The sequence below is a fragment of the Gemmatimonas sp. UBA7669 genome (assembly GCF_002483225.1).
Lineage (GTDB): Bacteria > Gemmatimonadota > Gemmatimonadetes > Gemmatimonadales > Gemmatimonadaceae > Gemmatimonas.
This window is the reverse complement of sequence record NZ_DLHL01000003.1, coordinates 103,286-115,818: the sequence shown is the minus strand read 5'-3', so window position 1 is coordinate 115,818 and position 12,533 is coordinate 103,286. Positions and strand designations below refer to the sequence as shown.

Sequence of the window (12,533 nt, the reverse complement as noted above, 5' to 3'; positions counted from 1 at the left end):
GGCCAAACTACCCTATCGACCGCGCCGACTCCACGTACCGCCCGGTCTCAAATGGGAATCCGGTCACCCGGTTCGGGAATATCCGCCCGGAAGCCGTCCTCCTGAAGTCGCACGGCAAAGGCATCCTGGGCCTCGGGTTCGCCATGCACCAGCAGGACATGCGGCCTGCCGCGGCCACTGGCCTCGCCACCCGATCGCACGTGGTGCAACCACTCCCGCAGCTCGGTTCGATCTGCGTGTGCGCTGTATCCCAACAGCACTTCGACCTGCGCATTGAGTGGCACCGGATCGCCAAAGACCTTGAGCTCCGGACGGCGCTCGACAATGCGCCGCCCAAGGGTATGCTCGGCCTGGAAGCCTACGATGAGAATGGTGTTGCGCGGATCGGCGGCCCCATGCCGCAGGTGGTGCAGGATACGCCCAGACTCGGCCATGCCCGAGGCCGCGATGATGACCATCGGGCCATGCAAGCTGTTCAGCTTCTTCGACTCCTCCACCTCGCGTGTGAATTTCACCATGGGGAAGCCGAACAGGTTGGACGTGCGTCGCACCAACGCCTCGCTCTGGTCGTAAGTCTCCGGATGCATGGCAAAAACCGCCGTAGCGTCGGTGGCCAGCGGCGAATCGATGAAGATCGGGATCTCCGGAATGCGTCCCTCGCGCCGCAGTTGGTGCAGATCGTACACCAGTTCCTGCGTGCGACCCACGGCAAACGCCGGTATGAGCACGCGACCGCCGCGGGCGGCGGTGTCGCGCACCACCCGCGCGAGATGCTCGCGCGCCCCGTCCACGGACTCGTGATCGCGATTGCCGTAGGTGCTTTCGCAGATGATCACATCCGCGCCGCCCGTAGGCGGTGCAGGATCGCGGATAATGGGCAGACCGGCGCGACCCACGTCACCACTGAAAATGAGGCGCTTGAAGGTCTCGCCTTCGCGCAGTTCGAGAACAACTGAGGCACTGCCGAGAATGTGTCCCGCCTCAACGAACTGCGCGCGCACGCCGTCGGTGACATCAAACCACTTGTTGTATGGCATGCCCACCATGTACTCGAGCGTGCGCGTGGCATCCTCGATACGGTAGAGCGGCTCCACGAACTCATTGCGGTGCCGCGCGAGATACTCGGAGTCCTTCTCCTGGATATGCGCCGAGTCGGCCAGCATGATGGCGCAGAGATCACGCGTGGCGTTCGTGGCCCAGATGGTGCCCTTGTAGCCCTGCGCCACCAGATACGGCAACCGGCCGGCGTGATCGATGTGGGCGTGGCTGAGCACGATGGCGTCGATCTCCTCGACCGGCACCGGCATTCTTGCGTTCTTCTCTCGGGACTCGCTGCGCTTGCCTTGGAACAGGCCGCAATCGAGCAGCACCGTGCGCTTGCCGACGCGCAGGATATGGCAGGAGCCTGTCACTTCACGGGCAGCGCCCGAAAACTCGATGTGCATGGTCATGACCTGATCGGGGACACCACAAAAGTGAGCTTCCGACGTATATCAGACACGTTCACCCTGAACTGCAGTGCTGGCAATGACTTGGCAAGCCACTCGTCGTGAGTGCATAGAGAATCGGGTCCTGTTAGTGACAAGAATAGTGACAAATCGGGTCTTACGCCGGCCCCGCAGACGACCTACGCCCGCCTAGACGCACGAACTCACGAAATGCGCCCGACCCATGACACGATCACCGAAATGAAGGAATGTCGGACGCAGCAGATTACGATGTCGCGGCCGGCACAGCCGCATGCTGACGTCGCCATACGTGACGCTTTCCTCTAGCAGGGTGCTGAAAAATTTCGCGATGAAGAGGTTACCTGCTGTGTCATTTGTGCCTTTCGGCGCGGAGCCCGCCCAGTGAGTGAGTAGTCGGTGGCCTCGCCACCCGCGGTGGCGCCGGAGGGACCCGCCCGTCTCCCCATAGATCCGCCGCAACGACCAGCCGGGGAAAGACCTTTCTCATCTCAACCTGGACGAGACCACACAACAGTACGTGATCGCGCTGGGGTGACTGGGGTGGTCGCCGCATCAGAGCCCCGATCCCGACAGGCTCGGCGAAGCGTTGGAGCATGAACTTCGTCCATGATGTGCTTGCGAATGTGCGCCCGTTACGCATCTTAACCGTGGACGATCAGAGGATTCGTCAGAGTTCAATCCTTGATGCCGCGTTTCGTCCGAACGGCAGTGCGGTGAATTCGGCGCTCGACAGCGCCATCCTCACGTACGGCAAGCCCACCTCCATCACCTTCGATCACGGCACCGATTTCACGTCGCGCGTCATGGGCAACTGAGCGAGCACGCGCGGCGCCCAGCTCGACTACACCAAGCTAGGCAATCCCACCGACAACAGCCACATCGAGTGATTCAGCGACAAGCCGCGCGATGTGCACCCGAACGTCACGCAGTTTGCCGATCGCGCCCACACGCAGCAGGGGATCGCGGAGTGGCGCATCGACTACAAGAAGGCCCGGCCTTTCGGCGCCGTTGGGCAGCTGACCCCCAGAAAGCTCGCCGCTTTGTGTCAGGTCGAACACCCCCGAGAAGCAGTGTAGCTCTACTCACGACTTCTTGCATTTTGGACCAAGGGTCATGCACCGCCCGAGTACAGATTTATGCTGTCTGCTTGCCGAGGGAAGCTTGCGAGATCCACGCGAACCTTGGCCGCCGGTAGTCAGCCAGATTCGCGGATCGCATCGATGTACTAAGACTGACCACCACCTCTATGGCGCTCAAATATCCGCTTCACAGCCTCGGCTGGTACGGCTTTGAAACCTTGGCGCAGACGCTCCTAAAGGCCGTGATCGGTCCTGGAGTGAGCGCCTTCGGTGGCTCGCGTGACAATGGGCGGGACGCCGAGTATCGGGGCGTCGCCGCTTTTCCAAGTGCCGAGGAGCAGTGGTCGGGACACTGGATCTTTCAGGCGAAGTTCGCCGAGTTCGAAGGCGAACTGGTGCAAGGGGCCATCGCATCGTTACGAAACTCCTTTCGGAGCGAGATGCGCGCGAACCTGAGGCGCCGTGGGAACTTACAACTCAATCTAGACAACTACGTTCTGATCACGAACGTCCCGCTTTCAGGTGACGACCGCGACTCTCTGCATCAGATCGCGAAGGACGCGAACGTCGCCCAACACTTCGCCGTCGTCGATGGCCGAGACGTTTGCGAGCTACTGGACGTGCACCCACACGTCCGTCGTTCTTTCCCACAGCTCCTTGCGCTCGCCGATTTTGCACAAGTAGTCAATTCGGCAACGTTGTCCGCGAGCGCGGCGTACCTCGAGCGCTGGCGTCAGCATCTAGGTGCATTCGTAGCAACCTCCGCATATCACGACGCTGGAGTCATTCTACAAACACACCACTTCCTTGTGCTCGACGGTGCTCCAGAAGCGGGCAAGAGCACCATTGCTGCAGCGCTTGCGTTGGAGGCGGCAGCTCGAAATGTCGAGGTCTACTCGGTACGCCGCCCCGAGGATATACATCGGGTCAGGAAGCACGACACAACGCAGCTTTTCGTGGCGGATGATGCGCTTGGATCCGTCTCTGTTGACATCTCTGTAGCTGACGACTGGAGTCGCGAACTACCAAACGTTCTCGCAACCCTACGTCCCAACGGCTACCTCATCTGGACAGGTAGGACGTACGTGATGGGTGCCGCTCTAGATCGGCTACGTCTAGACGAGGCCGTGGAGCAGTTTCCAGGCGCCCACGGTCTAACCGTTGCGGTTGGTGAGCTCACACAGCGCGAGCGAGCAGGCATGCTGTACAATCACGTCAAACGGCAAGACTTTCCTGAGAACGTTCGCAAGTTGGTTCGCGAAATGGCCAGTGAGATTGTCGCCCACCCCAACGTGACTCCTGAAAGGCTTCGCGCGTTAGCCGAAGTTGTACTCCGATCACCGGAGGTTAGTGCCAATGATGTTCGGCAGTTCCTGTCCAATCCGAGCAAGCGGTGGATGCAAGCGTACGACAACCTTTCGGAATCGGAGCGCGCCGTCCTATCGTCCGTGCTCCATCACGCCAGCCCCGCCTCGGAGGAGTTGCTTCGCACCAAGTACGAAGCGTACACGGCTAAGAGTCCTGAGAGCAGCCTTGACTTTGAAACCGCACTTGAGCGCCTCTCCCCGGGGTTTCTTCGCATAGCATCGCCTTGGCCGGGTCAGCGTGACGTTGATTTCGCACATCCGAGCATTCGCGATTTTGTCATCGCAAGGCATCGTGAGAACGAAGAGCGGCGCCGTCGCTACTTTGAGCTTGCAAGCATTGACACGCTTAGCGCTGTCGCTCGTGCACTAAGAGCTGATGCCAGCAACGCTCAGGATCAGGGACGTGGGGTCGCACCGAAGGGTTCGAACGAACTTGAGCTCTTGGGGCAGAGGTTCGTTCTTCTCGTAGAGCATGCACAGAATGTCGCGCAGATTCGACATCTTCTCACCGCTGCGGCTGAACTACGGCCTCTCGAGAAGCGGCACTTCGTCGTTGCTACTGGCGCAGAGATTGAGTACGATGCGGTAGTGGCCCCAGCGGACGTCCGTAGCGAGTGGGCTTCGTCAGAACCTGGCATTCTCTTGAGCGCTGTCGTTGATGCTTGCTGCAGGACAGCTCTTCCTGCGTCGCCGAGCTCGCTGCGACTTGAAGAAGCGGAGGGCGTTCTCAATGAGCTTCGCCGTTTGGTGCCGTATTGCTCGCCGATGCCACGAGTCGTGTGGCTCGCCGATGAGGTGCGACATGCAGCAAGGTCTCATTCTGCTTCGTCAGTCTCGCGCGCGGCGTTACTCAATGCTGCTCGAGCATTTGAACCACTGCTCGTGGAGAGTCTGGTCACACGGACGACGCTGAAGGGAATCCTCGATGGCCTACTGTCATCTACCGATGAGGCATTATCAGAGGGGCTCTATCTCAAGTCTCAATATGACGAGAAGGAGAATGAATTCCCTGATCCGTACGATTTTCGCGATTGGCATGGTGGTTCGGCGCGACTCATCAACGTGATCGATGGATTCACCGGTTGGGCAGAGGCACTTACGACTGAGCATGCAGAGAAGGTCGACTCGCTACGACATCTTCTGCAGGTTCTGGTTGAACCTCCTGAAAACTATGGTCCGGAGGCACACGCCGAAGGGTTCCGTGTACCAGTAAGCGACTGGAGTATCGAGGAGATGTTCGCAGACCTCTGATAGATGGTTTAGTGCTTACGGCTCGAGCAGAACTCCACGAGTATCCACTTACGGTCCAATTGGCGGCCGTACGCCTGCAAGCAACTCGTCGCACGCTTGCCGAGGGAGCCGCCTATGCGAGAGGAATCTCTAGCATTGCCCGTTTCTCCTGATTCATTTAGGAGGGCGTCCATCGTCGAAGAAGTACAACTGTCCCCGAACTCGCGCGCTTTCGGAGGAACTCGGTACATGCGACTTAGGTGACAGCATCAGTGACAAATGGTGAATCGATCACCGCTGGACTCTTGTCACTATTGGCTACCTACTGGTTGCATCATCGCGACCTTGGTCATGTATTTCCCAGTGAGTCAACGACTTTGTGCGATATTGACAGCGTCTCATGACATGACCCTAGTTGCTGGTCCAGCAGTGCTGTTAGTCAGTGGTTGATTTGGTCTAGCCCCCAAACCTGGTCCAGCAGGACTCACTTTATGCGGTACTGGAGACGCTGGCGGTGATTGCCACAGTGGCCCGGAAGTGGGCTGGTGGCACGTTACGTAGGCTGCTGTGGCCACGGCGGAGCAGGCGCGCCTGCTCTCGGGTGAGCACCTTTCGGTGGATGGCACTCCGCTCCAAGCGTGGGCGAGCCAGAAGTGCGTCCGGCCCAAGGACCACGACTCGGACGCCCAATCGATTCCGGCAGTTATTGCGCCAGCTACCACGGCCAGAAGCCTAGCAACGCCACGCATCAGTCGGTCAGGGACACTGACGCCCGCATGGCGCGCAGAATATCGAATCCGTCGTCAGTCCTTGCGTACGAAGCGAGTGGACTCGTTGACAATCGTCACTACCACGTCGTGAACACGAGCGTGAGTAGTCCGAGTGGGCGCGCCGAAGTCGAAGATGCCGTGTATCTGTAGCAGGCGACCGCAGGCACGGCGCCGCGTGCCACCGTCGGCGCGGACAGGGCGCTACAATACCCGGGACTTCGTGGAGAGCGCGCAGGCCTCTGGGTCCGCGCAGCATCTCTCCGAAATAGCAAAGGGCAGTGCCGTCGACGGGAGCACGACGCGGCACGCGGGTTGCACGATCAGTCAGCGCACGCGCAAGAAGAGCGAGGAGGTGTTCGGCTGGGTGATAATCGTGGCCGGCCCGCGGAAGGTGAAGCATCGCGGTAGGGCGCGCGTTGATTGGATCGTGACCATCGCGTGCACCGCGTACAATCTCGTGTTCTTGCGACGCCTCCCCCCAAGCCTGACCCTAGGCCGTAGGTAGCCTCACACGCCGCGAGAACGGCGTGGAAGTCGCTTGACGGCGGCCGAGAGGCCTCCCTCATCACTCGAAATCGCGTCACCAAAGCCATAACGGCGGTATCGGCAGCACTCTTATCGCGAAGCGACGGCTCTCTCAGCACTCTGATATGCGCCTTCACACCGCATCGACCATTGAACTTCCTCAAGCAGCCTCTGCCCCTGTTGCGCTATCGCACGGGCTTCGGAGCACTCGGGTTGCGAACGTCAGTTCGATCATGCACTGGCCGGGACCAGTCATCCCTTGGCTCAGGCACTGAGCACAGCGTGCTCCGCATTGACGCCGTGAGACCTTTCGTTATGGCCCTCAAGCCGAAGCTGCGAACGGCGCTGGGTGAAGCGAAGGGGATGATGGTCTGATTGGCTCGCTTGCGGCGCCCGACGGCATCCACATGATGACCCGACGAGTGTCGCCAATCATCACGCCGAGTCCTCGTCGTCGGTCCTCGAAATTGCAGCAGTCCTGCAGGAGACCGCCAACTGTGCTTTGTTAACCACGCACGCGGCCCAATCCAAAAGTTAGCACGACATGAACAAGTTCTCACCGTTTTGTCGACGAAAGTCGTGAGAGGTCCTAACAAGATCACCGCCAAACTTTCGTCACTAACGACGGGCGCGTCATCGGGCGCAACGTCTTCACACGTCCTGTTCAATTAGCTGACTTGCGTGTCGATAAGGGGGTCTCACATTTGTTGGGCACACAATCAAGTCAGGACGGGGGACCTTCACGACTGAAAGTCACCCTCGCGTTCTCCACCCCCACTCCAAAGAGGGGTGAAACAGCGTAGGCGTGAGCGTGCACGTGACTGACGGGGGGGTGTTGGCCAGTGACCTGATGGCCACCGAGGCCCCATGTAAGCGGGTCGAATTCAAGGAGACAGCCACAAATCGGCTCGTCCGTTTCCTTGCCCGAAGGAACATCCGAACCGAACGACCAAACGAGCTCGACAACAGTATTGGCAGCTCACTGATCAATGCCTCGGGCAGCAGCATCAAGGCCAACGCCGACAAGGTTGACGATATTTTCCGCGCCTTGCCGACGGCGCAGCACTGCGAGTTGCGGCCGAGCGTCACATACAAATGCACGGTGTACGTTGTGATGGGCGCGAATTTTGTTTCCACCAGAGGGTTGAGAGCGGCTGGGAGAGCGAGGGGAGCTCGAAGAGGGTATCGCTACCCTTGTAACGGCGGCCAATTGCGCGTACATCGAGTTCGAGAGCACGCAGCACACCTATTGTGAACAGCTGACGCTTGGCGAGCTCGACAAGGCTTACCCGATCGATACTGAGTGTCCACACTTCGTCGCAGACGAGGAGCGCGAAGCAAGTCGCGACGGGCAAGAAGCTTGCAGGCAGGAGCTCGCGCTATGCGCCTGATGGGCACCCCTCATTCGATCTTGCTATCCTTTGGGGTCGGGCTATACCTTCTGTGCGTCGTAGCACATAGACGTCGCGGGTTCCGCATCGTCGGCAACCGCGCCGTCGGTGTGCGTACGCTTCGTCCGTGCTACCAGAATGGGCTCAGATGTTCACTCTTCAGCTGGAGTCGTCTATGAAATTCACAACGGTTGTGGGCGCTCTCGCGATCAGCGCCTCTCTTGCATGCAGCGGTCGGTCACCGTCTTCTCGCACCAAGCCGCCCTCGCAGCAGGACGCACCTATCCCGATCAATTTCGGACAGCTCCGAAGCGACGCGGACAAGACGTGTGGTTCACTCGAGCGACTGAATGGCGACTCACTGTTCTTCGAACTTAAGTCGCAGTTTGGGACACTGGGAGCCTCGGCTTCGGCGCGCGCGCTAGCTGCGGCAAGTGATCAACTCCTCTTGAAATACTATCAGAGCAGCTACCGGTGCCGTGTCCGGCTCGCCCGCGACCGCGAGCTGGGAGATATCGGGAAGGACGTACTCGACGACCTAGACGCCGAACTGGACGCTGTTTTTAACGCGCTTTACCGAGTCTTAGAGATGGAGGGCACCACGGAGCGAAAGCGAGTGGCGCTCGACAGTGCCCGACAGGCACATCAAGCCAAACTAAAGCAGGCTTATGCCGACGGCGCCAGCCTGCCCAAGGCTTCGACGAATACCATGGTGGCAGCCCTGCCCGTCCTCAATCTGCTTACCGTGCGCGCCAAAGTGGCGGGCGTGGAGCTCAAGGTTCCTGAGGTGGTAGCACGCGCACTTGCGGACCTAAACGTCAGTGCTGGCAAAGTGCAGTACGCCACCCAGCATGTCGCGGGAAATACACGATTGGCGGCCGAGATGCTCCGAAACCTTACCTTCGAGTACGGCGTCGGCATGCTCTATCCCAACCAGATACTACTGCCTGCTACTGGAGCCATGTACCAAGTCGGCCAACAGCTGCTGAACGCGCCAGAGCCGGCGGACAGCGCGAAAGCGTCGCCGCCATCCATCTCGATGGCTAAGGACCGCCAGTGACCGGGTGGGGATCCCTTGCGTGGCTTTGCGGCTTGCGCCGCCCACGCGCGGTGTTCACACCGCTGATCGCAATTGTCTTGCAGGGATGCTTCTTCGGGCACAACCGCCAAGCCGGGATAGACGGGCTCTGGCCAAAGTCGTTCGGTGCAGACAGCGGGGTCTGCGCCAACCTTCGCCCGATCTTCGTCGAGAAGTACGAGGTGACGGAGCGCCGAAACCGCCTAGAACCGGTCACGCGCCTAACCGCCGTCGAGAACGCCAAGATATCAAGTGAAGCGTGGAAGTCACTGGTGATGACGCGCAATCTCTGCGGACTCAGGGCGGCCGGAGCGCTGACGACGGAGCAGTTCGCGGAGGCGCTCGCCGTCGCTGGGGCACCGGAGGCGTACCTGACCATCCGCGATGCTGCCCGCGCCGCAGGCGACACAGCGCTCGTACAGGCTATGGAACGATTGCTGTCTCAACTGCGGCCCGAGCACAGCTCCAGCGATGCAGACGCACTCGCCGCACTTGGCCGCGAAATAGCAACGTTGCGAGCGACGATAGGACCGGAACGCGCATCGCTCATTATGTCTCTCAGTGAGCTGCGGGCAATGATGGAGGAGCAGCGGGTCTTACTAGCCGGCGCGCCGCGCCCGGGCGCCGACGGTAGTAATGTGGGAGGAAACGGGGCCGACCGCGTGGCGCAAGCACTCGTGCGCATCGAGGCACGAGTCGACACGGTGGCTCGGGCGCTCGCAATACTCCGAGGCCCGACGTTGCGCGACCTTTACACGCCGCTGGCAACCGTGGTGGTTATGTTCGACGAGGCCGCGACCGAGCCCAATGCCCAACAACTACTGCAACTCGACGCGGCACTGGCCCAGTATCGTGGGCAACCTGTGCTCTTCAGTCTTGTCGGTGCTGCTGACCAGCGCGGCGCGCGTTCGCGAAACGCGGCGCTAAGTCGTGCTCGGGCCGACGCGGTGGCTCGCTGGCTCCTTGAGAAGTATGACGTGCCGCCTGCCCAGGTGAGCATCGCGGCGCTTGGGGCAACCACGAGGTTTGGTGCTGATCAGGCTGCAAACCGGCGCGTGACGGTGTACGTGCTCGGTACCGCGAGGTGAGACTTTGCGTATTGCGGTTTCCTCATCGCGCCGTGACCGGGACATGTTGACGACATTTTCTCGAACTTCGATATGGGGGACGAGGAGAGGAAGTCTTTGGGAGAGGGTGGTTCCAGAGTCGAGGCTTTTGTTGTGTAGATGAGGCGGGGCTGACCTTCCGGCAGGGGGTCCCTTTGCCGGCCACACGCGCCTGACGGAATAGCCAAAGCTGGCAGCGATCACTATTGCGCCCTCAACATCCCCCCTGGACCGTGGGACCATTCAGAGCGTCCTGTGCCGCAGTAGGACCGATGGCCGGCTGCAGCTCTCCCTCTCCGTGAATGCCTTCAACCATGTGCTTTCCCTTGCCGCCCTCGTCGTGCCAACCATGCCGCAACGTGAGATCGAGTAAGACGGGTGGATCCGCTAGACTTGACTTGCTGTGGTGGCTGCCTGTGGTGTGCCTCAGAGGGGCATCTTGCATCGCACGGTGCACTCGGCCCGAGAGTCGTGGGGGGTCACTCCGAACCAAGATGCGGCAGTGTCAATGAGTGGTTGTCGCCGCTTGGTTGCCACCGAAGGTGGACAATCACTGTCCACTGGATGATCGTTGGGATCTGCCGTATTCAGCACTATACAACTCACCTACCGCCAAATGCCGTCCACTTCCGGGCTTTCCTATTTCGCCCTGCCATGCGCTCTGGCAACCCTGATCGTCGGCGCAACGCAACTGATCGCGCAGTCCCCCGATGCTCTCAATGGGAGCATGGAGCGGGAAAGCGGCGTGTTGCCCCGAACGGCATTCGCGTGGGCACCGTCGGCACCACCGGCCTTTGTCAGCCGTGAATGTGTGCAACTGGGTACCACACTTCGAGCGGCGCACGGGAACTGCTGGCTACGCCTTTCCACTCTCGCACCTCTTCCTGCTAACGGGGGGCGTATGGACACCGTAATGGTCTACCAGCGCCTCTCGACACAGGGGATGGCTGGGAAACTCCTTCGTTTTTCGGCCAAGCTGCGGTGGGCACCCGGAGCCGACGGCACAGTCAGCTTGGTCGTCTGGACCGGGGTCGGCCCGCGTCCGCTCAGCGCTCCTAGTGACCGCATCGCGGTTCAGCAGCTTGCGCAGCGCACGGCGGAGTGGCGGGACGTCTCCGTTTCGATCCCCATCCGCGCGAGCGATGCTAGCGTCGTTGTTGGACTGTGGCGGACCGGCCCGGGCGATGTGCATGCGGACGCCTTGGAGGTCGCCATAGGCGGGCAGTCGCTCGATCAGTTGATTGCATCACGCGCTCCTTCCCCGGCTGACGTGCTACGCCTCAGACAACACTTAACCCCTTTTCCGCTGCAAGGTGAACCACTGACCGAAGGTGCGGCGAGGCAACTTGACCGAATTATCACTGGCGCCGGAGTGGTTGCGCTGGGCGATGGGATCCATGGTACCACAGAGTTTCAGCAAGTGCATGCACAAGTTCTCTCGTACTTGCTCGAACACCGATCGTTCACCAAGGTCGGACTTGAGGCGAACTTTGGCGTTGTCCAACGTCTCAACGCCTACGTTCGAGACGGAGTTGGAAATCCGCAAGCGCTCGTTCGTTCGCTCGGCATGTGGTCATGGCAAACTGAGGAGTTCGTCCGTGTCCTCCAGCGCCTACGGGATCTGCAACGCACCAAACGTATTGATATCGTCCTTTTTGGTATGGACTCGCAGGATCCAACCCTTGCTGTGGACTCGGCCATGGCCGCGGCGTCGACTTTGGCAGAGCCCGCCCGGACACAAGCGACTGCAGTATACGCGCAGATCCGCACAATATTGCGCGGCGTAGGCGCCTACGGCTCGCCGCGCGCGGCCGACATGCAGCAGTGGGCGAAACTGGCGGAGCAGGGGGCACGACTTCTCAACGAAAAGCCCCGCGATGGCGGGCGAGTGCCATGGGGTGCGCACTACGCCGACTTGGTTTTGCAAGCGGCACGGCAACGATTGAACCCACTTTCAAGCAACCGTTTGCGCGACAGCATTATGGCGGTGAATGTGCGATGGGCGCAGCGGCATCTTGGTCGGCCAGGTCGTACGATCTTGTGGGCGCACCACTCACACGTCGAGCGCGTCGGAAACTCGACCACCGCGTATCTTTCCCGTCTTGGCGCCGAGACGGTTGTGGTGATCGGCACCGCGACGTTCAGCGGCACCTACCTGGCCGATGCTCTCAACGAGCACCGCGCCTTTTCGTTGTCGGCTGCGCTGCCTGGGTCGATCGAACATGCGCTACACGCGGCGGGCATACCGGTCGCGATACTTAACGCGCGCGCCGCGGCATCGGATCGCACATTCCCTTGGTTCCGCGCAGTTCATGACATGCGCCGTCTCGGCACCCGCGCGGCCGAGCCCGGGTTTCAGAGCTACCGACTCGCGCCCGCCTTTGACGCTTTGCTGTTTGTCGATCAGAGCACGGCAAGCAAACCGATCCGATGACGCGACTGCCTGAGAGCTCCGCATCGGTGGACAGATCGGTTCGGATGGTGCCGGTCGGCGTGGCGTTTTGCAGCCCTACCACGG

7 protein-coding genes are annotated in these 12,533 nt (G+C 60.6%); 6 read left to right on the top strand and 1 reads right to left on the bottom strand.

What is annotated here, in order from left to right:
* Window positions 1–47 precede the first annotated feature (47 nt).
* Entirely contained in the window at window positions 48–1,451 is a 1,404-nt protein-coding gene (locus tag B2747_RS01185) for an MBL fold metallo-hydrolase RNA specificity domain-containing protein (RefSeq protein WP_291155735.1), read from the bottom strand.
* Window positions 1,452–2,062: 611 nt separating this feature from the next.
* On the opposite strand from B2747_RS01185, the gene B2747_RS01180 reads away from it, so the two are divergent.
* The 6 genes from B2747_RS01180 to B2747_RS01160 all read left to right on the top strand — a co-directional run bounded on the left by B2747_RS01180 (window position 2,063) and on the right by B2747_RS01160 (window position 12,449).
* Window positions 2,063–2,284 (top strand): hypothetical protein, encoded by a 222-nt coding sequence (locus B2747_RS01180; RefSeq protein ID WP_291155732.1) that lies wholly within the window; start codon window positions 2,063–2,065, stop codon window positions 2,282–2,284.
* 93 nt (window positions 2,285–2,377) lie between these two features.
* Window positions 2,378–2,545 (top strand): hypothetical protein, encoded by a 168-nt coding sequence (locus B2747_RS20190; protein WP_414652156.1) that lies wholly within the window; start codon window positions 2,378–2,380, stop codon window positions 2,543–2,545.
* A 170-nt stretch (window positions 2,546–2,715) separates the two neighbouring features.
* Window positions 2,716–5,166 carry a hypothetical protein gene (locus tag B2747_RS01175; RefSeq protein WP_291155729.1) on the top strand — a complete coding sequence of 817 codons (2,451 nt, stop codon included), beginning with the start codon at window positions 2,716–2,718 and terminating at the stop codon, window positions 5,164–5,166.
* A gap of 2,840 nt (window positions 5,167–8,006) precedes the next feature.
* A complete protein-coding gene (locus B2747_RS01170; protein ID WP_291155727.1) occupies window positions 8,007–8,891 on the top strand; it encodes a hypothetical protein in 885 nt (294 codons plus the stop codon).
* 32 nt (window positions 8,892–8,923) lie between these two features.
* On the top strand, window positions 8,924–9,997 hold the full coding sequence (locus tag B2747_RS01165) for an OmpA family protein (protein WP_291155724.1): 1,074 nt from the start codon (window positions 8,924–8,926) through the stop codon (window positions 9,995–9,997).
* 634 nt (window positions 9,998–10,631) lie between these two features.
* Window positions 10,632–12,449, top strand: coding sequence for an erythromycin esterase family protein (locus B2747_RS01160; protein ID WP_291155721.1), 1,818 nt, complete (start codon window positions 10,632–10,634; stop codon window positions 12,447–12,449).
* The last annotated feature ends 84 nt before the right edge of the window (window positions 12,450–12,533 follow it).